This is a genomic window from Mesorhizobium sp. M0244, assembly GCF_040321795.1.
Classification (GTDB): domain Bacteria; phylum Pseudomonadota; class Alphaproteobacteria; order Rhizobiales; family Rhizobiaceae; genus Mesorhizobium.
Genome location: NZ_JAMYSE010000015.1, coordinates 29873 through 50311, shown reverse-complemented (window position 1 = coordinate 50311; position 20439 = coordinate 29873). Strand labels below are relative to the sequence as shown.

Sequence of the window (20439 nt, the reverse complement as noted above, 5' to 3'; positions counted from 1 at the left end):
TTTTCGCCCAGCGGCTGCGAGTCCATGGGCTATCGAATCGCCGACTTGCTGAAAATTCGAGCAGGAAAGCACGGAGAATGTAGCGACCGCATTCTGCTCGACGCCGGCATGTCGCACGACGGATACAGGATTCCACGAGACCTGCGGTGATCACCTGATCCGCGAGCTTCTAGGGTGGCGGTAGGTAGTCACTACTGACGCTATGTAACAAGCGGGCGGCAACGCCCTAAAGACATCCATTTGCCCCGTTTGAGCGTCACCGATTGTGCGGGGCTCGCGAAAGGGCCGCATTACATTGGTCCACAACACCTCGTTACCTCAAGCCGGAGCCGAATGTTTGGTGGTAGATCTCCTCGATTCGATCTGACTCGTCATCAGTTAGCGCTGCGAACTCCTTTTCGCGGGCACGGCTGGAGAGATGACCGTCGTTCTGGTGGAGGAAACGAAAGAGCAGGTCGGTCATGCGTTCGGGCATATCGATGAAGGCATCGACTTGCTGCCGAAACTGATCATAGCGGCGCAGAAAGGCGGTCTGCTCGGGAAGGTCCTGCTCCACGGTCCGCTGGACGCAGGCGTAGAGGAATTCAGCGTGTGGTGTGACGTCGAAAAAGCGATAGAAGTCGCCCGTGTCGTTCAAGACCCGCACGTTGAATTGCGGCGACGGCTCCCATTCGATCAGCGGCAGCAGGCGCCGCGAATAACTCTCGAGCACCCGCCGGTACTCATCGATCTGCTCCAGAATCGCGGCCGAGACGGGAAACACGACCCCGGGCGGGTTGAAGCCGCGGGCGGCAAGGACGTGATGAATCATGTAGCGGTGAATGCGGCCGTTGCCATCTTCGAAAGGGTGGATGTAGACGAGGCCGAAGGCGAGGATCGCCGCGGCGATTACAGCATCGAGGCCCTGCGCTGGGCCGCGGTCGAACGCAACCATCCCGTCGATGAGCGACGCCAGGTCTTCGGGCCGGGCGCTGATATGATCGGGCAGGGGCATGCGGTTGTCGCGGTCATGCTCGCCGACGAAGCCGCCCTCTTGCCGGAACCCGAGCTTCACGAAACGGGCGTCGCCGAGCACGATCCGTTGCAGGCGAAGCAGCTCATCGCGATCAATCGGCTGGCGGCCAGCCTCGCCAATGGCGCGGCCCCAGCGCTGGATGCGGTCCCGCGGCGGACGCTCGCCCTCAATCGCGTAGCTCGACCGCGAATCCTTGAGCAAAAGGAAGGCTGCGGTCCGCGCGAGAAGGTGACGCGGCACCTCCGCGAGGATCGCCTGCGCGCGCTGCGGCAGGTCGAGGCCGATGAACTCTTCGAGAAGTTTCGTGCGAAAAACCATCGGGCAGAAATTGGGTGTGCCGGGCAGATTGTCCTTTACGCGGTAGCGGGAAGCAGTCTTGTCTGGCGCAGCCCACTGCAGCCCAGGATCGATAACCGGAACGTACCGTCCGGCTTCTGCGTCGGGAAGATCCAGGCGCGTGCCCGTCAGCCACTCATAAAGGAACCAGATGCGGCGAGCGTAACTCCCGGTCGGGGTTTCGCGCACGAGCGCCTCGATCGGCCCGGGACCTGTTGCCAGGAATAACCGCTTTATGACAGCAAGATCAAGACCCTCATATTTTAGGGCGAAGGTCAGGTGGCCTTCAAGCGTCGGGCGAAGGGCGTGGCGCGGTGTCATGATGCGCCAGCCGTCCTGCTCGATTATGCGGTGGTGCTCACCGATGGCGGAAAGCGTGCGCGGCAGCGGCACGGCGATCTTGTACCCGTCGATCAGGGCGCTGTACCCGGCGGGTGTCGCCTTTTCAGGAAGGCGGATTTCCTGAAAAACGGTAATAGGGCCTGAAAATTGATGCTGATCCGGGACGTTCATGAAGTTTGTGATTGCATCGTGAAATTTGGTTATGATGAGCAAATCGTATGAAAAACGATACTGGCTTATGAAAAACGATTCTGCAACGCTCATTTCACTGAAAAAGAACGACCTGGCGCATGCGCGAGCGCGTCCTCGAAATTTCGACCGCTGCGGCCCTGCCTTGGATCCCTCGGTGGTCAGCGAAGAATTTGTCGGCGTGACCGCAGCCGTCCATCTCGAAGGCGCGAAGACCGGCCGACCGATCAGGGGTTATCAAGGAGATTTGCCAGAGAATCGAGGGCGTGGTCTCAGCGGAAGTCGCAGCGACCGACGTCGACGGCATGAGCGCTGAGGGAGACAACGACCGACCGTACCCAGAGCAGGCACGCTTTTGGATGGCGCCTGCGTCGCGAGTCATAGGTTGATAACTGTGGGAAGCGGAGGTCCCTGCCATTCAAGGCGCCAGATGCCGCCTTGTCTGAGATTTTGGACGAGATCGGGATAGAACGCCGCCAGGCAGGTGCTGCCCTGATGTCTCACCGACGGGTAGATAATTCCAATCCCCTGTTCGTCTTTTCGTAGGCGTTTTAGGCTCGTCGACGAGAAATTCCCAGTGCACCTGTTGGCGCGCTTATCAAAACCGCGTCAGCGCGAAAGCCGATTTTCATCATCAATCAACGTGAGGCGCGAGGGGGCTTTGTCGCTCCAACGCCAGAGCGCGAGATTTAAGTCGCTGTCGGGCGCGCCGGGCGCGAAACTTTTGACCAACAGCGCATTGAACCCACTGGCAGTCAGGCGCCGGGCAATGGCCTGGGTTCTCGCCTCTCCAGAAACTTTCATCTGGTCGCCAAGTCATGTGGGCAAAGGGCGGCGGGATCCATCCCTTCAGCTTTCAGGGCGTCCTAATCCCGGCTATCAAATATGCCCTCAATCTCGGCGTCATAGGCAAGCAGGGTGGTCGGCTGAAGGCTGCCCGCCTGATTGGCTTCCCTCAGCGCCGTCACCACCGATAGCGAGGAATAGAGCGCTGGTACGCCCTTCGGATCGAATCGTCCTCGGCGCCGCGGCCCGACAGCGGTTGTCGCGCATAGAGTAAGCCGCTCATTGAGCTGGGAGAAAAAACCGAAACGTTCGAGCAACGATTGAGCGCGGCCCGCAATGCGGCGGCCCTACAAGCATGATTAAATTGATCTGGATGGTTAGTCGTTGGATCGCGCCGGGGGCAAAGCCGCGACTTCTGAGGCATAGAGAAGATTGCTATAGCTCACAATTGTTGCTATCGTGAGTTATAGAAAGGTGCCTGTAACTCATGGTATGGAATTGGGAGCAGGCGGACTGGCCGCATTTTACCTACGATAAGAAGGCGTTGGAACCGCTGGAAAGCGAGTTCCTGTTGCGATCGGGCGAGTTCCTAGGCGTCTTTCGTCATGTCGGTTCCGACGATCGCGACCAGATCCGCATCGATCTTATCAGCGAAGAGGCCTTGAAGACATCCGCGATTGAGGGGGAGTACCTCGACCGCGAGAGCCTGCAATCATCCCTGCGCCAGCAACTTGGTCTGGGCAGCGAGACCAGGCGCATTCCGCCTGCCGAGCGCGGCATGGCTGAAATGATGGCCGATGTCTACTTGCATTTTGCCGATGCGCTGACGCATCGCACTCTTTACGCTTGGCATACGATGGTGATGTCGGGTGAGCGTCGTATCGAGACCATCGGCAACTACCGCCAGCATGCCGATGCCATGCAGATCGCTTCCAATCGGCTGGATAAGCCCAAAGTTCATTTCGAAGCGCCGCCCTCCGCGCGGGTGAAACCCGAAATGGACACCTTCGCCGCTTGGTTCAACGATACCTCACCCAAAGGCAAAACACCGCTCCCAGCGTTGACGCGTGCCGCTATCGCGCACCTTTATTTCGAGAGCATTCACCCGTTCGAGGATGGCAACGGCCGCATAGGCCGTGCCCTCTGCGAAAAGGCGCTGGCGCAAAACCTGGGTGAGCCCAGCCTCATCGCGTTGGCCTATACGATAGAGCGCCGCCGCAAGGCCTACTACGACCATCTGGAGGCCAGCAACACGAGCAACGCGGTAACAGATTGGCTGCTCTACTTCGCCAACACGATCCTCGAAGCGCAGCGCGTAACGCTCGCTCGTGTCGAATTCTCCGTCGCCAAGGCCAAGTTTTACGAACGCCACCGGGATCAATTCAACGAGCGCCAGGAAAAGGTCATCGCCCGGATGTTCCGCGCGGGGATCGACGGGTTCAAAGGGGGGCTCAGCGCCGAGAATTATATCGCCATCACGCAGGCATCGCGCGCGACGGCAACAAGAGATTTGCAGGACCTCGTTGCCAACGGTGCACTGATAAGAACCGGCGAACGGCGACACACACGTTACGCGTTGAACATTCTTGATGGCCGCACGTAAACCACAATAGAGAAAGAAGAGGCAGGCTGTCAAAGAGCCTGCCTGCCTGAGCATCGAGGGGTGGCGGGCTGCAACCCGGCAGGAGGTCGTCGATTGGGTTACACGAGACCGGAAACGCAAAAAGTCGCGCGGTGCGATGCTGATTGTCCGGTCCCGGTTGAAGCCGGTGGTATAGTGTTACCTCAACGCGCGTTGGGGGAAAGAAGCGCGCGGAAGGGGCGGGCTGGCCTTCGAGTGGTAGCGAGAAACCTGAACAAAACTCTTGGCAGACATCAAGGCCGGGCACATCAGCTCGGCTGCTGTATTGCGGCAAGCTTCCAGTCACCGCCGTTCTGCCGCGTAAAGGTCCACAGTTCGGTTGTCTCTGTCGGCTGATCGGCCTGGCCCTCGACAATCTTGTCACTGATGCGATCGCGGGTCACGTCGCGAGACTCGTAGCGCAAAGCAGCGGTCGCGTAGTCGCGATCATCCTCCCGCCAGCTTTCCGCAATATCGGCCTCCAACAGGCTGACATCCGACACGTCATTCCTGACGCCCTTTTTGGCATTATCGGCAAGTTCCTCGGACAGATAGGACACCATCTCGGGCGTCACCAACCGGCGCAAGGCAGCATGGTCCTCGCGCCCGAATGCTTCCTGAACTTCCGTCAGCCGTTGCTGGAACGTGTCGAGGTCGGTTTTAGTGAGCGTGATCTCATCGGAAGGGCTGGCTTGGCTCGTTCCGCCAAATCCCGACCCGATGCCTGGAATGGGGAATGCTTGGACGTTGCTCGGCTCGGGCCGGGCTGCTGCGCTTCGCCCAAAGCTCCCAGCCCCTCGCGAGGCACCGGCCATAGCGGGCGCTGGGTTTTGCGCCGACTGCGAGCGGAAAAAGCGGATCGCCAGCATGATCGCACCGCCGATCAGCAGCACTTGAAGCAGAAGACCCAACATGCCGGCCAAGCCGCCGAAACCATGGCCCAAAAGCACGCCGATCAAACCGCCGAGAAGCAGACCCCGCATCATCGATCCGCCGAGGCCGTTGAAGAAGCCCGGGCGCTGGAATGCCTGCGGCTGACGGCCCGCATTGTTCGTTGCCGCATTGGGCGTCATCGAGCGCTCGACCGGTGCGGCAGGCTGTGGCGCAGTTCTGGTCGGCGGGACCGACTGGAAAGTGCGCGTGCCGCGACTGCCGAAGCTGCCGCCACGGCGCGCATCGGCGTGATCCACGGCGACCATGGAAAATGCCAGTAACAACCCTGCAAGCAAAACTGCAAACCGTCCCGAACGCGAAATCAACATAGGCAAATCCTCACGACACTCTTTCCGCTCATATGGGGTGCGCCGATCGAAATATCAGTGACCGGCACCTTCCACTTCAACGGGCGACATGCTGCTTATGCTCAGGCACGCCTTTCGCGGAGCGATGGCTTGCGCTCTGGTGCGCGATCCCACAAGCAGGACCTGGTCGAAGTCGGCCGTGACCAGCGGCCCCAGATTGACCGTCACCGTCCCGTCTTCAAGGCGATCCGTACGGATAGCCTTCCGGCAGATGACGCGATGCGCATCGGCGCTAGTAGCGCGTGAGTGTTTATCCGTTCTGCGCAGGCACTGCAGATATCGCGCGGCCCAGGTTGGCACCATTCAGGTGCGAGACAATTCCTCGCCGCGACCCGTCTGCGCTATGGCTTTTCCGCAAGGATCGCCTCGGCGGTTTTCTCGTCGGTGATCAGAACATCGACGACACCAAGACGTAGCACGGCGCGCAGCACCGGAACCTTATCGAGGCCACCGGACGGCAGGATCACAGTGTCGACGTCGCGCAGATGTTCGGGGGCGAGGCCGATAACGCGACGGTTGAGCGGATGATCGACGAGTTGTCCCTCGGCATCGATCCAGTGGCCGCAAATATCGCCGACGGCGCCGGCTTCGCGAAGCGATATGAGATCATCGTCGCCTACCAGTCCGATCCGAAAGATGGTGGCGTCCTTGTGCACCGCACCCACCGAAACGAAAGCGGCATCAACGTCGCGGGCATGGGTGAAGGCATCTTCCAGAATAGACTGGCGCATAAGCAGATCGCGCGTGGCCTCGGTGTCCGTGAACACCGGTGCTGCGATGTAGAAGCATTCCGCATCGAAAAGCGCCGCGAGCCGGGAAGCGATCTCATAGATGTTGATCGCCGATCCACGCGTGAGCCCGCCAAGCAGGGAAACGACCGACATCCCTTTGACCGGCCGTACGGTCACTGACCGCAGACTAAGCTGGAGCGTCCGTCCCCATCCCACGCCCACCGATATCCCGTCACGTATTCTAAGCGACAGGGCTTCACCGGCGGCGGCTGCGATGACCTGTGGCACCAGGGCAGGATCGGGCGGTGTCGGAACCACGATTGGATCGGAGACGCCATAGGCGTCCCGCAACCGGTTCTCCAACTCGATGCAGTTCGCCACCTTGGAATTGATGCGAATCTGAACTATCCCCCGCTGGCGGGCATGCGCCAACATCCGGTTGACGCGAAGGCGGGTCAGGCCAAGAGACTTGGCGATTTGCGCCTGCGTGAGGTCACCGACATAAGCAAGCCAGGCGGCGCGGACGAGGAGCCCTTCCTCGCGATCGGCCGTGACGGAACTCGTTACTGCGTGGCGGCCGTCGCGTTTCTTTCGTGGTGGTTTGTCCATCAGACCATCCTGTCCACTCCGCGGTAGCGGGATCAGAGCAGGCTCGGCGGAGCCATGTGCTCATCGATATGCGGCATCAATCGAGTTTCCCCGCTCCGCTAGCCTCGGTGATAGCGGTCGAAGGACAAAACCAGCGGAGCATCATGACAAATCGCGTCGATGATGGCGCTCGTCAGCGGCAGGCGATCGCGCGGAAGTGCCCCCTGGGCCATCATTTTCTCCAACGTCGGGCCAAGATCCAGCGCCAGTTGCGCCCCCTCGACGGTATCCGAGCTCATATGTTCGCGCTTCGCCACGGAATAAGGCAGGCCGCGGCCAAGCAGGCGCCCCATGCGACCGTTGCGGCCTGCTTGGCAGGTCACATAAAGATCGCCGGAGCCGGCCAGCCCCAGCACTGTTTCGATTTTTCCACCCAGAGCTTCGACCAGAATCGCCATCTCGGCGAGGGACTGCGAGAAAAGTGACGAGGCAAGATTGTACATGAGCGCACCATTTGACGCTTTGTTGTCACGCTCCAGCAGCCCGACGGGGGATCCAATGGCCAGCGTGTAGAAATTCTTGAAAGCGGCGCAGATCTCGACGCCAACGAGATCGGATGACGGTCGCGCATGATAGAAAGGCGCGCGCAGAATGCGGAACGCTGCGGCAATCTTGTCGGGATCGTGCCCGGCCACGATCACAGAGGTATCGCGCTGTGCCGCCAGTTCGCCAGCGATGCAAGGTCCGCCGACGGCCATCACCGGGATCGACAAGCCGGTGCGCTGCTCAATCTCGCGGGCAAGCAGATGTGGCAGGATTTCGATGCCGTCGTCACTCGCGGCAAGTCCTTTCGTAATCATCAGTATCGGCACGGGCGACTTGATGCTTTCGGCAATGCGGTCGATCGCCCAAGGAATGCCGGCCGACGAGACGCCGAGTACAAGGAGATCGGCTCCATCGTCTATCGCCGCCCCGAATTCAGTCCAGGAACAGGCGGTTACCGCGCCAGGCAGAATGATGTTGAGGCGCGGATGACGACCTGTGCTGGCCACCGAGCCGACGATCTCCTCGTCGAGATGGGTGCCAACGAGAGTGATGCGGTTACCCGCGTGAGCGGCCGGAAGCGTCATGGCAGAGCCCATGACGCCGGCGCCGACGATAATGATCTGCGCCATTCAACTTCTTCCCTTTTCCAGCCGCTCGCCGCTGCCTTGGTCGAACAGGTGGATTCGGTCAGGCGTCGGCTCCAGATGGATCACAGCTCCAGGAGAGAGTTCCATGCGATCATGCAGCACCGAGCAGATCGCGACGTTGCCCATGCTGGCAAAGATATGGATTTCGGGGCCAGTCGGCTCGACAACCGTAACCCTGGCCGGGATGCCTCGCCCGTCTGCCACGGGTCGAAGATGTTCGGGACGAATGCCATAGATCACCTTTTGGCCGCGCCGGACCGCAGCGTCTGGCGGAAGCGGGAGGGATAGTTCATCGGTCCGCACCACCCAGGCGTCGCGCTCAGATGCCACCTCGCCATGGAACATGTTCATTGCGGGCGAGCCGATGAACGAGGCGACGAAGAGGTTTGCCGGGCGATCGTAGACATCGAGCGGGCGCCCGATCTGCTCGATGTGGCCGTCGCGCATGATGACGATGACATCGGCCATGGTCATGGCCTCGATTTGGTCATGCGTGACATACACGGTGGTGGTCTTCAGCCGCTGGTGGAGCTCCTTGATTTCGGTGCGCATCTGCACGCGCAGTTTGGCGTCGAGGTTGGACAGCGGCTCATCGAACAGGAACACAGTTGGATCCCGCACGATGGCGCGGCCCATAGCGACGCGTTGCCGCTGGCCACCGGAAAGCTGGCGGGGATACCGTTCCAGATAGGGGGTCAAATTGAGGATCGACGCCGCCCATCCGACCTTCTGTTTGATCTCTTCGCTGGGGCGTTTCTTCAATTGCATGGAAAAGGCCATGTTGTCGAAGACGGTCATGTGCGCGTAAAGCGCGTAATTCTGGAAGACCATCGCGATGTTGCGGTCTTTGGGATGAAGAGTGTTGACGACCCTGTCTCCTATGGTGATCTCACCGGACGTGATGGGCTCAAGACCGGCTATCATGCGCAACAGCGTGGACTTGCCGCAGCCGGACGGCCCCAACAGAACGACGAACTCGCCATCCTCGATCGAGAGATCGAGTCCATGGATAATCGAGAGGGCGCCATAGTCCTTCTTTATGTTGCTGATGGTGACAGACGCCATAAATTGCTATCCTTCGATTGCCCTTGCCGGTTGGGTTCCACGTCGCCATGCGAGTCATTGGCGACGATCCGATGCGGTCTCACCATTCGCTCTCCAGAAAGTCTTCCAGCAGCCCTGCATCGGCGGCCATATTGACAAAGGACCATCGGCCACGGATTTCTCGCGAATAGCGAATGGCATCGTGCCAAAGCGCACGCGGCAGGCCTAATTCTGCGCCGGTGACCGGCCCCCCCGCAGCCTTGAGCGCTGCCTCCATGCGGGCAACCGGCATTGCCATCGGCCGAACCTCCTGGCGCAGCGCCGGCCAGATTTCCGCAAGCCTCCGGTTGAAGGCTTCAGTCTGACGAGCATCGAGAGCTGTCTTCTTCATCTCAGCAATGCAAAGTGGTCCAAGTTGCGCGCCATAGCGGGCCAGCATCGCCGCCTCATCGATGAGGGTCGGCCTTGCCTGCGGCGGCTCTTCCATGTCGAGGAGCCGCGCTTGCAGACGCGCCATAACCAGCGAGGCAACCCCGACCTGCTGACCGTGCGTGGTGCCGGGATGATGGTCTCCAGCGAACATGTCAACCCAATGGGAAATTTGGTGCTCCCCCATGGAGCCAGGATGGGAAACGCCGGCGAAGCAGACACCCATCGAGCACAGCGTCAAGACGCGCTGGAGATGCCCGACGGCGGTCACGTCATGCCTGGCCAGGCCAGGCGCATGGGCCAGCATCGGTTCCTCATCGCCCGCCTGCAGCAGGTAGGGCACGTCAGAATAGTAGGTGTCGAACAGCCGATGCGAAGCCCACCAGTCGATTTGGGCCGTGGAACGGCAGAGGCTGTCGCCAAGCCCGGCGGCGCTGAGCCAGGTGGGCGCTGCGGCCGACACGCCAAGGTCCAGGAAGATGCCACGCGGAGCGTGTGAGGGCAGCGAGATCTTGAGCCCTGAAGCCAAGGTCACCGACGCTGTTGAGGCGCCGTAGCCATTCATCGAGGCTGCCGTGCCGAAGACGGCATAGGGCCGGTTGTCGAGGAAGGTTGCATGCTTGCAGCTGTCATTGAGGACGCCGGATCCGACGGCCACGACCCCGTCGGCGTGACGCGTCTTCTCTCTGACCATCTGGATCGTCGCCTCGTCGCACTCCAGGCCCTGCGGCAGCACGATTTCGTCGATGTCGGCGACGGCGCGCAGCGCCTTGGCGACGCGCCGACCCATCACGTCGACGGTGTTGGTGTCAGAGACAGTAGCGATGTGGCTGCCTAGCATCAGAGGCGCTACGAGATCCGCCTCGCGGCCCTCCGTCGTCTCCAGCAATTCAATTGTTTGGAACGGCAGGGTAGCGGCCGCGCCTGTCTCAGGATCTTTCCAGCGTCCTGCGACAACGTCCTCGATCAAGGCGTTCCAGTTGGTGGTTTCAGCCATGATCGGCCTCCATGAAAGCCGCGAGTCGCTGGTTCCAGGCTGAAAGCGTTGGCCAAAGATCGGCATGGATCGCAAGAAGGTCGGCGTAGAGCTGGGCCCGTTTCGCGTCCGGCTCGAAGGTTTTGGTCGGCTCGCTGGCCATTGCGAGCGACGCTTCGGCGATGGTGGAAAACCAGCCCACGCCCTTTGCCGCTGCCATCGCCGCGCCAAGCGAGGAGGCTTCTACGGTCGTCGAACGTTTTACGGGAAGATCGAGTGCATCCGTCAGAATCTGCATCCACAGGTCGGACTTCGCTCCTCCGCCGATCGCTATGAGGTGATCGATCGTCTGGGCGGCGGCCGCAGCGGCTCGCCGACTTGTCGCGGCCTGATGCAGCGCTATGCCTTCCAGCACGGCGCGATAGATGTCGCCGCGGCGGTTCGAGCCAGACAGCCCGGCAATCACACCACGGGCCTCGCTATCCCAGTGCGGATCCATGACGCCCTGCCAGTACGGCAGGAGCATTATGCCGCCTGCGCCGATGCGGCTGGCGGCGGCTTCGGCCTCGAGCGCCGCCAGGCCGTCGCTTGAGCCATGCAGATCGACGCCGAGCATTTCGCGCGCCATCCAATCAACGAGAAAAGTGCCCGCGCGAAGGCACGTCTCGTAGATATAGCCATCCTCGGCGACCGCTGTTTCGGTGCGGAAGGCCGGGTCATGGACGTAGTCGATGCCGAAACTGCCGGAGACGACCGCCGTGCCGAGATTGATGTAAGCGCATCGCGGCTGCAACACACCAGCGCCCGTTCCGGCGCATTGACCGTCGCCGCCGCCGGCGACGATCGGCGTGCCCTCCCGCAAGCCCGTCAGCATGGCCGCTTCCGACGTTAGTTGGCCCACAATGGCGCCGGGCCGCGCCAGGTCCAGCATCATTCGCCGGGCGACGCCTGCTGCGTCCAGTATATCGTTCGACCAGTCCATGGCTCGCATGTCGAGCACGCCCATTGGGTCGGCGGACGCGGTGGACGTCACCCACCGGCCGCTCAACCGAAACACCAGGTAGCCGTGGACTTCGGCTATTCGCTCCACCCGGGCAAAAATCTCGGGCTCTTCCTCGCGAAACCAGATCATGCGGTAAAGGCAAGGAATGACGTCCAGCGGCTTGCCGGATATTGCGTGGACGCGTGCCGCGCCGAAGCTTTCGCCGAAACGGCGGACCTTCTGGCGGGCGCGCTCATCGAGCCATAGCGTCGCGGGCCTGATCGCTTCACCTTGCTCGTCGAAAAGACCGAAGCTTTCGCGCTGGTTGGCAATGGCAAGGGCGGCAATGCGTTTCGGCGAAACTGTTGCTGCCACAGCGCGGAGCGCTGTGACCGTCGAGGTCCACCACTCGGCCGGATCCTGCTCGAAATAGCCCGAACGCGGGTTGGACATTGCAATCGACGCCCGGCCCTCCGCCACGGCGCGACCATTGCGGTCCCAGGCGATCGCCTTGGTTGCCGAGGTCGAGGAATCAATGCCGATGACGAGATCCGGAACCATTGCCGCCACATTGCCAGAGGGCGAGGGCGGTTGAAGCCGCCGTCGCCGAAATCACCGGGGGATGCCGCTAAAGGCCGGCATCCTTGACTTTGCCGTCGACAATGCCGGCAATGGCATCCAGGCATGCCTTGGCGTCGCCACCATAGTCTTGGCCCGTAAGCAACTTGCCGAGCTCAACCGGAATGTCGTTGTTCGACAAATCCGCCCAAATCGGCATGTCCGGCTCCGATCCCATCTGGTTGTCGATGGTGTATTTGATCGCGTCGAAATGGCGTGTCGTTCCGGGTCCAACGACGGCCTTTGCCTTGACCCGAGGATCGGTGAAGGAGGAATTGCGCATCGGTGAGGCGCCGCCGCCGAGCGTCGACACCCGCGCCATCACATCCTTCGAGCAGACCCACTGCATGAACAGCCATGCCGCTTCCTTGTTCTTGGAATATTGCGACAACGAAATCGTCGAGCCACCCTGGTGGCCGACGGCCGGGATTTCGTTGAAGCCGCAATCGGCGGCGGCGCGACGGCCAGGAACCTCTTTGGGCGCCGGCAAGGCCTCGAACAGGCCTTTGACCTTGGAATCGTTGGCGTCGAAGCCGGGGAAATCTTCGCCCCAGGTGATTGCCATGGCGGCCTGCCCCTGTGTCAGGGCCTGACCCTGACCGTCCCAGGTCCATGTCGTCGCAGAGGGCGGCGAGTTCTTGACCAGTTCCTGATAGAATTGCAGCCCGGCCACGCCGCGCTCGTCATTGCCGACGAATTTCTTGTCTTTGTTGAAGACCGAACCGCCATGGCCCCACAGTGCGAAGGTCCAGTCGCATTCCAGCGAATAATGGCCGGACTTCGCCTGGCATGCGGTGCCAAAGATGCCATTGCCTTTTTCCGCCTCTGTGAGCGCCTGCACGGCCTTGAGGTAGGCGTCGAGGTCTGTCGGCAACGCAATATTGTGTTTGTCGAAGAGGTCCTTGCGGTACATCAGGATGAAGATCGGAATATCGAATGGAATTCCGCATTGTTTGCCGTTGTACATGGCGATGCCGTCGACCAGCGGCTTGGAGAAATCATCCCAGTCAAAGTCGGGCATCGCCAGTTCTTTGTTCTGGTCATAATACTCGCGCGGATCGACGACATCCTGTGCAAATGTCGCCATCCAGGACTGGTCGAGGTAGTAGACGTCATAGGTGCCCAGCTGGCCCTGTACGTCTTGCGTCGCCTTTGCGAGAACCTGCTCCAGCGGCACGATCTCGACTTCCACCTCAATACCGGTTGCCTTCGTGAACTCACCCGCAACAAGCTGATTGGCGACGATCGTCGGCGGCGTGGCTTCCGAAGTGTAGCGGATTTTGGTGCCGGCATATGGTTTGCCGACATCGGCCAGCCACTTCAGCATATCCGTGTCCTGGGCGCGGGCTTCTTCAACCCCCAGGCCCAGCACCCCCCGATTGGAGCGGCCGCCGCCCAGCATGGCCGATCCGAAGGCAGAAAAGCCGACGCCAGCGAGCGCCATCTTCCTCATGAAGTCGCGTTTGGTTATTCGGCGCGCCGTAAAGTCGTTGCAGGTGTCGGCGACGAATGTCTTCTTGTCGTGATCTCTGAAGCTCATGATCGTTCCTCCGTTGCGATTTTGTCGTCGTTCTTCTCGTCCGGGCCTCACTCCTTCAGCGATCCGAGAGTGAGGCCGCGGACCAGATGCCGTTGAACCAGTAGGATAAAGATGAAGCTGGGTATGATCGCCGAGGTGCCGAGCGCGGTGATGTAGCCCCACTCGGTCGCGGTCGAGGTGACAAAGGTCGAGATCTTCACCGGCACGGTGCGGATCGACGTTGTCAAGAACAGTGAGAGCAGGAACTCGGTCCATGAAAAAATGAAACACAGCACAGCTGTCGCGGCGATGCCACCCTTGACCATGGGCAGGACCACACGGCGAAAGGTCTGCCAGCGCGTCGCGCCGTCAATCAGCGCCGCCTCATCGACCTCGCGCGGGACATCGTCGAAGAACGACTTCAAAAGCAAAACCGCCAGCGGCAGGTTGATCAAACTGTGAACGAGGATGAGCCCCGTATAGGTGTCGCGCAAGCCGAGATCGCGGAACATGAAAACGACCGGTACGACGATGGCGATTGGCGGCATGAAGCGCTGCGAGAGGATCCAAAACAGGAAGGACTGTTGGCCGCTGAACTGCATTCGTGATAGGCAATAGGCGGCCAGCGTCGCCAGCAACAGCGTCAGTGTTGTCGATCCAACGGCTATGATCGCGCTGTCGAGCAGCGACTGGCGGGAATCGTAGGAGCTGGCGCCGCCCTTGATCACCCCCGCCGCCTCGCCGCCCTGTTCCATGCCGATGTCGACGCGCGAGACGCCAAGCAGCGTCACGCGGTAATTATCCGGCGTCGGCGTGAAACCGACGTAGACCGGTCCGCTGCGGTCGAAGATCGCCGAATAGGGTTTGATGGACGACAGCGCCCACCAGGCGATCGGGAACATGAAGATCGCCACCACCAAGACGGCGAGCACGTCACGGGCGATCATTCGGGCGCGGGACGGCTCCATCAGAACCTCACCTTGAACAGCCTGACGAAGAGGTTCGACACGCCGATCAAGACGACGAGCACGATCAGCGACAGGGTCGCGGCATAGGGGAAGTCTCCGGTGAAGTAGATACGACCAGCGTAGAATGAAAGCGTCTCGGTGGCCGTGCCTGGCCCGCCGGCGGTGATGATGTAAACGTAGTCGTAGATGCGAAAGAGATCGACGCCGCGGATCAGCACCGCGACCGCTATCACCTTGCGCAGCATCGGCAATGTGAGGCGCAAGAATGTCTGGAGACCATTGGCGCCATCGATCGCAGCGGCTTCGAAAGGTTCCCTCGGCAGCGCCCTGAGCCCTGCCAGCATGATGAGCACCATGAACGGCGTCCATTGCCATATGTCTGCCAGCAGGATCGCCAGCAGTGCGGTTACCGGCTGCGTCAGGATCGGCTGTGCCGGCGAGAGCAGGTGGAGGGCGTAAAGGTAGAACGACAGGACACCAAAGGAGCCGTCCTGCATCAGCAAGAACATCATTCCGGTCACGGCAGGGGGCACGACCAGCGGCAATGTCATCAACGCCCGCAGCACGCCGTAACCTTTGCGATCGGTGTCAAGCAGAAGCGCGATCAGGATGCCAAGCGCAAGCTGAACGGCAAGCGCGACGAAGGTGTAGATCAGCGTGGTTTCCAACGAATGCCACATACGCGCATCCGAGAATGCGCGCGTCCATTGGTGGACTCCGGCGAAGTCAAGCTGCCGGGAAACGACATTGCGTTTGTGAAATGACAGCCAGACCGAATAGGCGAGGGGATAGATGCCGAAAACAAGAAGCATCACCGTGATCGGCGCCAGCCAGGGAAAAGGATGCTCGGCCGTCATGAACCGGGGCAGGACCCATTTAGGCCTCTCGCGCGTGAAGGTCGCGGTGCTCACGCGCAAATCTCCGCTTGGTGACAGAGATGCATCGGCCCTCTCCCTATCGGCCAGATCGTGCCAACTTGAACTTTTGTAAGTTTGTTGTGTCTTTTGTTAAGGCAGCGTGTGGGACGGCCGTCAATTTGTCAAGCACCGGTTCGATGAACGCCCATGGATTTGCTGGCTGCCCCACATTGGGCGATCACCGCAGCGATGGTCGTCAGTACGCAATGCGAAAGGGATTTATGATGCGCAAGCCCTCGTCGAGAGCCATTCCGTGCTGCATGTCCTCCGACCAAAGTGTATCGCAGCCGGCGTGAATCGCTGCGGAGACGATCATGGCGTCATAGGTGGAAAGGCCGTATCGCTCCGCGAGCCTCAATCCTGTTTCGTGGGTCTCGATCGTGAGCGGATAGGTCGTCAACAGCCCGCGTAACATGGTCAGCAGCGCATTGGTTTCGGCCCAGGACATTTGCATCTTCCGACGCGCGACGTTCGCGAGTTCATTGAGAACCTGCACGCTGATTGCCCCGCCAGCGGCAATGACCGCCTCAGCCCGATCCGCCTTCGCTATGTCGCTTGACGCGATATAGACAAGGACGTTGGTGTCGAAAAAACTAGCGGGCATTCGACTCGTCTCGGTCGAACTTGAAGTCAGCGGGAAGCCGACCTCGGAAGGCGCGGAGGCGCTTCAGCAATTCGTCGCGCCCTGGCTTGCGCGCGACGCCAAGCTGGCGGAGGTCGGCGACATGGATTTCGATCTCATCGCCCTCCCTAAGCTCAAGGGCTTCGACCACTGCCGTTGGAAGTCGAACGGCGAGACTGTTTCCCCATTTACCGATCTGCATGTTACTTTCTCGTCTGGATATACGGTGGAAGAAATGTATATCTAGAAGGGGTGGACGTCAAGAATTGTGATGCTGCATAGCTCGGGCCACCAGCTATAGAATGCTGAAGCCCGGTGACCATGGCTACGATTTCGTTTTTGTCGAACCGGGGCAGCGTCTACGTCACCGAGGGCGTGAACAGGCCATGGGGCATCGATGAGATTGGGACAGCGACCCGAGCCTCTTTCCGGGAGCTCACACTAATCCGGCAGTCTGATCTGGAGCTTCACGTCCGCCGGCCGGCCTTCGACGGCGCGGTCGAAAGCTGCGATAGAGTCCTCGAAGGGGAAGGTCGCTGAAATCAGCGGTTTGAGGTCGACCCGCCCCGATCCCATCAGCGCGATCGCCCGGTCATATTGGTGGGCATAGCGGAACACCGTTTCGATGCGGATTTCCTTCGTCGAAGCAGTAGCGATGTCGATCGCCACCGGCGCCACCGGCAGGCCGACCACAACCACCGCGCCACCTGGCCGCGGCAGATCGAGCAGGGTCTCCCATGCTTTGGACGAGCCGGAGCATTCGAAGACGACGTCGGCGCCCCAGCCGTCGGTCAGGCGCTTTACCTCCGCCGTCAGGCTCTTGTCGCGGATGTTGACCGGGACCACACCTTGGTAGCCGGCGGCGATGTCGAGCTTGGGTTGGGCGAGGTCTGCGACGATCGCGCGGGCGCAGCCGCCGGCAAGGGCGGCGATCGCCACCATCGTGCCGATCGGCCCTGCGCCAATCACCACCGCCGTGTCGCCCGGCACGAGCTTCGCCTTGGCCGCAGCCTGCATGCCGACAGCGAAGGGCTCGACCATTGCGCCTTCGGCGAAGCTGACATTGTCGGGCAATTTGAAGGTGTAGTTGGCGGGGTGAACGACATAGGGGGTCAACACGCCGTGGATCGGCGGCGTCGCCCAGAACCTGACTGCCGGGTCGATGTTGTAGAGACCCAGCCGGCTCGCCCGCGAATTGGGATCTGGAATACCCGGCTCCATGCAGACGCGGTCGCCGACCTTCAGGTGCTCGACGCCTTCGCCTGTTTCCACGATCGTGCCGGCGGCTTCATGGCCCAAGACCATCGGCGCTTCGACCACGAACGGGCCGATTCGACCATGAGTGTAGTAATGCACATCGGAGCCACAGACGCCCACCGTGTGGATCTTGATGCGAACCTCGCCCGGACCAACGGTCTGCGGCAGATCGATGTCACGCAGCTTGAGCTCGTGCTGCCGTTCGAGGACAAGGGCGCGAACTTTCGTCATCAACATGATCTCCTCTAAAGCCGATTGTAGGAGGCCTTCTTGACCTTACTTGCCTTCGGCGACGCTCATCATAGCCGCTCATCCACCGCTTCAAAATCCAGTTCGGAACGAGTGTTGCCTGATTCCGACTATCGGCACCAACTTCCCGGCCAAGGGACTTTGAAGGCGAGCATGCCGCGGTGCCCTCAAGGGATCACAATCAATCGAGATGCGCGTCCAGCTGAGCGAGGATTGCGTCGAGTGAAGGCCGATCCCTGAAGTAGAGGGCGCGAGTTCGCTCATGGGCGTTGGCGTAGATCTGTCGGGTCGCGGGATCGGTGAGGCGAAAAGCCTCATTCCGCCGCAGGTCCGGCTCATCGCCGCCTCGGAACCGATCGGCCTTGTGTGCGCGGTATTCCGGGCTGCCAATAAAGGCTTTGACGCCCTCGTCCTCCAGAAGACAGAAGACGTCGTAGTAGTGACGCATGAAGTTGACGGGCATCTCTCCGGAAGCCTGCTGCTGCCGGAATTTCGTGGAAAGGGTCTGCAGCTTTTCGACGAACGTGTAGCCGGGCTCATAGCAGAGAACATCGACGGCGCGGTTATCGATCAGGTCCGGCACGCCCGATGCCACCGCACGATCATAGGCCCAGGAGGAGATGAGGCGGGCCTGATTGGGCGCGACCCGATCGAAGCCCGCTTCCAACAGCACGCCGGCCTTGAGCCCGGCGGGCAAGGGATTGAGCTCCGGATAGACCAGACGAATTCCAGCCCCCGCATTCGACCCGTGGAATCGTCAAAGGCCTGATCACGCTCGGCGCGCAAAAAGCCGGGTGTGGCCAGTTGGGGAACCAGGCCGTCGAAGAATTCCCGGCGCTGGTCGATGTGAACCGGCTTGTCGTGATTTCTGCCGGTCGGCAGTGCGCCCTGAGGATGGATCAGAATGTCGATGTGGATCAGCTGATATCCCTTGGCCAGCGAGGTGCCGCCCTTGAGCTCGAAACGGAAACCGAGCTGCTGCAGGCCCCACAGGGCATGCATGATCCAGTAGTCCTTCTCAGCCAGGCCGGAATCGATCTTCATGTCCGCGGCGGCGACCGTGATCAGATCGCTGAAATCCCCGAGGTCGTGTAGAAGCGGCATGCAGATCAGGCCGCTTCCAGCGCTTGGCTCACCAGCCGCTCGGCGCGAACCGAACCGAAATCCCGCGCCGCCTTGGCCAGATGAGCGGGGTTCATGTCGCGGGCGCGCTTGAGGGCGCGAGGCAACACCTCAGCCTTGTTCTCGGCAAGACGGTCAAGATTCTGGAGAAGGTCGACCAGCAACACTTCCTGGGTCAGTTTCGCAGGCACGGAAGGCTTCTTGCGGAAGTCGTAAAAACGGCCGCCGAGCTGAAAGCGTCCATGACGCTTGAGATTATAGACGACCGGTTCGTTGTAGAGCTGGGTCGTGCCCACCCCCAGGCTGTTATAGGCGCTGGGGGAGACCATCAGAAAGCGATCGTCGTTGAGGAACGTCTCGACCAGTTTCTCCGCCGCAGCCGGAGCCTTGCCGAAACGCGTGCTGCGCGGAGCCATGTACAGTCCGCCCGACACCTTCTCCAGCCGACCTTCCTCGATAAGCTGACGCAGGTGGCGATCGACAGCCGTGGACCACTTCTCGAGGTCCTTGCGCCGATAGACCTGTCCAGGCCGCAACCGCTTCTTCAGTTCGTTCAATGCGGACATCGTCAAATCCTTCGTCCTCCACTTAAGACGCTGCGCTCCATTTTGCAATGATTTTCGTTTAAAATTCATGCACACGAGCGGACCGCCGGTCCATGTCCATGGGATACCCTTTTTCCCGATCTAGGAACTTGAAGGCCGCGGCCATGCCGCTGGCGGAACCGGATTTGTTCAATCAGGACGCTTCGAGCTATCGTGCGATGAACTGGGCGCGAGAATTGCCATGCCTCCTGAATCTGGAGGTGATGGGTTCGGAACAACTCTCCACTTGAGATGGCTATCTGTCGGCCTCTTCGGTGCGGGAACTACGCAGCGGATTGAGGATCTCGACGCCTTCGAAATCTTTCTCGTTATCCGTGACGACGACGCAGCCGTTCGCTTCTGCGACAGCTGCGATGATGGTGTCGAGACCGCTTCGCGGCCGCCCCTTGGCTTTGGCGTCTGCCATAAGTTTTGCCCACGAAAGGGCCGCTTTCTCGTCAAAGGATAGTATGCGACCGTCGAAGAGCGCTCGTGGTCCAGTTGGACCGACGAACCAGGCATCGAGTTGATCGCGCCGCTTCCCCGCCGGCTTTTCGAGAACGCCGCGTCGGATCTCGGCAAGAGTCAACGAGGAGATGAAAAGGTCGTCGTCGATCTGCTCGGCCATCCAGGCGATCAACGACTCGGAGGGCACCGGCTTCGTGAAGTCGCTGATGATATTGGTGTCGAGCAGATACCGCATTAGATGTCGACCCTTCGTCCCTCCTCACGGGGACGGGTCAGCTCCAGTTCGGAACCAATGAGAGGCGATGCAAGCAAAGCCTTGAGGATGCCGCCTTTCTTCGCAGGCTCACCTGAGATTGTTTGCTTGACGGCCGCGCGCAAACGGTCGGCGTCTGCACCGCCTTCCGCCAGGCGTCGAGCTACCGAGCGGATCAGCTCACGGTCGTCATCGCGGCCGACAACCTCGAAGCGCGCCATGCCTCGGCCAGTCAGGCGGCTCCGATAGCTATCAACCGCGCGTCGTTGAGGACTCTTGCTCATTCAGGGCCTGCCGAGGGTATTACCGGTAATATAACCAGAGCACCA

The 20439-nt window shown here is 60.8% G+C and carries 20 protein-coding genes and 2 pseudogenes; 3 read left to right on the top strand and 19 right to left on the bottom strand.

Annotated features, from left to right (window positions below; translation table 11 throughout):
* Positions 1-313: 313 nt before the first annotated feature.
* A complete protein-coding gene (locus tag NKJ08_RS13010; protein ID WP_352781946.1) occupies positions 314-1864 on the bottom strand; it encodes a Fic family protein in 1551 nt (516 codons plus the stop codon).
* Positions 1865-1895: 31 nt separating this feature from the next.
* Here NKJ08_RS13010 and NKJ08_RS13005 point away from each other — a divergent pair, with 31 nt between their 5' ends.
* Positions 1896-2198 carry a hypothetical protein gene (locus NKJ08_RS13005; protein ID WP_352781945.1) on the top strand — a complete coding sequence of 101 codons (303 nt, stop codon included), beginning with the start codon at positions 1896-1898 and terminating at the stop codon, positions 2196-2198.
* A 62-nt stretch (positions 2199-2260) separates the two neighbouring features.
* Here NKJ08_RS13005 and NKJ08_RS13000 read toward each other — a convergent pair.
* Both NKJ08_RS13000 and NKJ08_RS12995 read right to left on the bottom strand, forming a co-directional pair.
* Positions 2261-2416: pseudogene (locus tag NKJ08_RS13000) on the bottom strand (RES family NAD+ phosphorylase); the annotation flags it as partial.
* Between the two features lie 75 nt (positions 2417-2491).
* Positions 2492-2951, bottom strand: a pseudogene (locus NKJ08_RS12995) (RES family NAD+ phosphorylase).
* 204 nt (positions 2952-3155) lie between these two features.
* On the opposite strand from NKJ08_RS12995, the gene NKJ08_RS12990 reads away from it, so the two are divergent.
* Positions 3156-4271, top strand: coding sequence for a Fic family protein (locus NKJ08_RS12990; RefSeq protein ID WP_352781944.1), 1116 nt, complete (start codon positions 3156-3158; stop codon positions 4269-4271).
* A 287-nt stretch (positions 4272-4558) separates the two neighbouring features.
* Here the strand turns inward: NKJ08_RS12990 and NKJ08_RS12985 are convergent, their stop codons facing one another.
* From NKJ08_RS12985 to NKJ08_RS12925, 13 genes are all read right to left on the bottom strand, one after another.
* Positions 4559-5548 (bottom strand): Tim44 domain-containing protein, encoded by a 990-nt coding sequence (locus NKJ08_RS12985; protein WP_352781963.1) that lies wholly within the window; start codon positions 5546-5548, stop codon positions 4559-4561.
* Positions 5549-5931: 383 nt separating this feature from the next.
* Positions 5932-6930, bottom strand: coding sequence for a sugar-binding transcriptional regulator (locus NKJ08_RS12980; protein ID WP_352781943.1), 999 nt, complete (start codon positions 6928-6930; stop codon positions 5932-5934).
* A 98-nt stretch (positions 6931-7028) separates the two neighbouring features.
* Positions 7029-8084 (bottom strand): hypothetical protein, encoded by a 1056-nt coding sequence (locus NKJ08_RS12975; protein ID WP_352781942.1) that lies wholly within the window; start codon positions 8082-8084, stop codon positions 7029-7031.
* The gene (locus NKJ08_RS12970) at positions 8085-9167 is read right to left on the bottom strand and encodes an ABC transporter ATP-binding protein (protein ID WP_352781941.1); all 1083 of its coding nucleotides are present in this window, start codon (positions 9165-9167) and stop codon (positions 8085-8087) included.
* Between the two features lie 79 nt (positions 9168-9246).
* Positions 9247-10572 (bottom strand): iron-containing alcohol dehydrogenase, encoded by a 1326-nt coding sequence (locus NKJ08_RS12965; protein WP_352781940.1) that lies wholly within the window; start codon positions 10570-10572, stop codon positions 9247-9249.
* The gene (locus tag NKJ08_RS12960) at positions 10565-12094 is read right to left on the bottom strand and encodes a xylulokinase (protein WP_352781939.1); all 1530 of its coding nucleotides are present in this window, start codon (positions 12092-12094) and stop codon (positions 10565-10567) included. Before NKJ08_RS12960 ends, NKJ08_RS12965 begins: the two co-directional genes overlap by 8 nt.
* A 67-nt stretch (positions 12095-12161) precedes the next feature.
* On the bottom strand, positions 12162-13691 hold the full coding sequence (locus tag NKJ08_RS12955; RefSeq protein ID WP_352779706.1) for an ABC transporter substrate-binding protein: 1530 nt from the start codon (positions 13689-13691) through the stop codon (positions 12162-12164).
* Between the two features lie 47 nt (positions 13692-13738).
* Positions 13739-14638, bottom strand: coding sequence for a carbohydrate ABC transporter permease (locus NKJ08_RS12950; protein WP_352531954.1), 900 nt, complete (start codon positions 14636-14638; stop codon positions 13739-13741).
* Positions 14638-15549, bottom strand: coding sequence for a carbohydrate ABC transporter permease (locus tag NKJ08_RS12945; RefSeq protein WP_352531952.1), 912 nt, complete (start codon positions 15547-15549; stop codon positions 14638-14640). The genes NKJ08_RS12950 and NKJ08_RS12945 overlap by 1 nt, the downstream gene beginning before the upstream one ends.
* Positions 15550-15751: 202 nt before the next feature.
* On the bottom strand, positions 15752-16159 hold the full coding sequence (locus NKJ08_RS12940) for a PIN domain-containing protein (RefSeq protein ID WP_352531950.1): 408 nt from the start codon (positions 16157-16159) through the stop codon (positions 15752-15754).
* A complete protein-coding gene (locus NKJ08_RS12935) occupies positions 16149-16379 on the bottom strand; it encodes an AbrB/MazE/SpoVT family DNA-binding domain-containing protein (protein ID WP_352531948.1) in 231 nt (76 codons plus the stop codon). Before NKJ08_RS12935 ends, NKJ08_RS12940 begins: the two co-directional genes overlap by 11 nt.
* Before the next feature lie 239 nt (positions 16380-16618).
* Positions 16619-17665: an NAD(P)-dependent alcohol dehydrogenase gene (locus NKJ08_RS12930; RefSeq protein WP_352781938.1), complete on the bottom strand. Its 1047-nt coding sequence runs from the start codon at positions 17663-17665 to the stop codon at positions 16619-16621.
* Positions 17666-17864: 199 nt separating this feature from the next.
* Entirely contained in the window at positions 17865-18380 is a 516-nt protein-coding gene (locus tag NKJ08_RS12925) for a nucleotidyl transferase AbiEii/AbiGii toxin family protein (protein WP_352781937.1), read from the bottom strand.
* A 107-nt stretch (positions 18381-18487) separates the two neighbouring features.
* Here NKJ08_RS12925 and NKJ08_RS12920 point away from each other — a divergent pair, with 107 nt between their 5' ends.
* Positions 18488-18778, top strand: coding sequence for a hypothetical protein (locus NKJ08_RS12920; RefSeq protein ID WP_352781936.1), 291 nt, complete (start codon positions 18488-18490; stop codon positions 18776-18778).
* A gap of 14 nt (positions 18779-18792) precedes the next feature.
* On the opposite strand, the gene NKJ08_RS12915 is transcribed toward NKJ08_RS12920, so the two are convergent.
* The 3 genes from NKJ08_RS12915 to NKJ08_RS12905 form a co-directional block, all read right to left on the bottom strand.
* Positions 18793-19371 carry a hypothetical protein gene (locus NKJ08_RS12915; protein ID WP_352779719.1) on the bottom strand — a complete coding sequence of 193 codons (579 nt, stop codon included), beginning with the start codon at positions 19369-19371 and terminating at the stop codon, positions 18793-18795.
* 274 nt (positions 19372-19645) lie between these two features.
* Positions 19646-20092 carry a type II toxin-antitoxin system VapC family toxin gene (locus tag NKJ08_RS12910; protein WP_352781935.1) on the bottom strand — a complete coding sequence of 149 codons (447 nt, stop codon included), beginning with the start codon at positions 20090-20092 and terminating at the stop codon, positions 19646-19648.
* The gene (locus NKJ08_RS12905) at positions 20092-20394 is read right to left on the bottom strand and encodes a hypothetical protein (RefSeq protein WP_352531936.1); all 303 of its coding nucleotides are present in this window, start codon (positions 20392-20394) and stop codon (positions 20092-20094) included. Before NKJ08_RS12905 ends, NKJ08_RS12910 begins: the two co-directional genes overlap by 1 nt.
* Positions 20395-20439: the final 45 nt, after the last annotated feature.

Bases quoted from the DNA above. Each gene is read 5' to 3' on its own strand.
- NKJ08_RS13010 (WP_352781946.1), bottom strand. From the start codon at position 1,864: ATGAACGTCCCGGATCAGCATCAATTTTCAGGCCCTATTACCGTTTTT.
- NKJ08_RS13005 (WP_352781945.1), top strand. From the start codon at position 1,896: ATGATGAGCAAATCGTATGAAAAACGATACTGGCTTATGAAAAACGAT.
- NKJ08_RS12990 (WP_352781944.1), top strand. From the start codon at position 3,156: ATGGTATGGAATTGGGAGCAGGCGGACTGGCCGCATTTTACCTACGAT.
- NKJ08_RS12980 (WP_352781943.1), bottom strand. From the start codon at position 6,930: ATGGACAAACCACCACGAAAGAAACGCGACGGCCGCCACGCAGTAACG.
- NKJ08_RS12975 (WP_352781942.1), bottom strand. From the start codon at position 8,084: ATGGCGCAGATCATTATCGTCGGCGCCGGCGTCATGGGCTCTGCCATG.
- NKJ08_RS12970 (WP_352781941.1), bottom strand. From the start codon at position 9,167: ATGGCGTCTGTCACCATCAGCAACATAAAGAAGGACTATGGCGCCCTC.
- NKJ08_RS12965 (WP_352781940.1), bottom strand. From the start codon at position 10,572: ATGGCTGAAACCACCAACTGGAACGCCTTGATCGAGGACGTTGTCGCA.
- NKJ08_RS12960 (WP_352781939.1), bottom strand. From the start codon at position 12,094: ATGGTTCCGGATCTCGTCATCGGCATTGATTCCTCGACCTCGGCAACC.
- NKJ08_RS12955 (WP_352779706.1), bottom strand. From the start codon at position 13,691: ATGAGCTTCAGAGATCACGACAAGAAGACATTCGTCGCCGACACCTGC.
- NKJ08_RS12950 (WP_352531954.1), bottom strand. From the start codon at position 14,638: ATGGAGCCGTCCCGCGCCCGAATGATCGCCCGTGACGTGCTCGCCGTC.
- NKJ08_RS12940 (WP_352531950.1), bottom strand. From the start codon at position 16,159: ATGCCCGCTAGTTTTTTCGACACCAACGTCCTTGTCTATATCGCGTCA.
- NKJ08_RS12935 (WP_352531948.1), bottom strand. From the start codon at position 16,379: ATGCAGATCGGTAAATGGGGAAACAGTCTCGCCGTTCGACTTCCAACG.
- NKJ08_RS12930 (WP_352781938.1), bottom strand. From the start codon at position 17,665: ATGACGAAAGTTCGCGCCCTTGTCCTCGAACGGCAGCACGAGCTCAAG.
- NKJ08_RS12915 (WP_352779719.1), bottom strand. From the start codon at position 19,371: ATGTCCGCATTGAACGAACTGAAGAAGCGGTTGCGGCCTGGACAGGTC.
- NKJ08_RS12910 (WP_352781935.1), bottom strand. From the start codon at position 20,092: ATGCGGTATCTGCTCGACACCAATATCATCAGCGACTTCACGAAGCCG.
- NKJ08_RS12905 (WP_352531936.1), bottom strand. From the start codon at position 20,394: ATGAGCAAGAGTCCTCAACGACGCGCGGTTGATAGCTATCGGAGCCGC.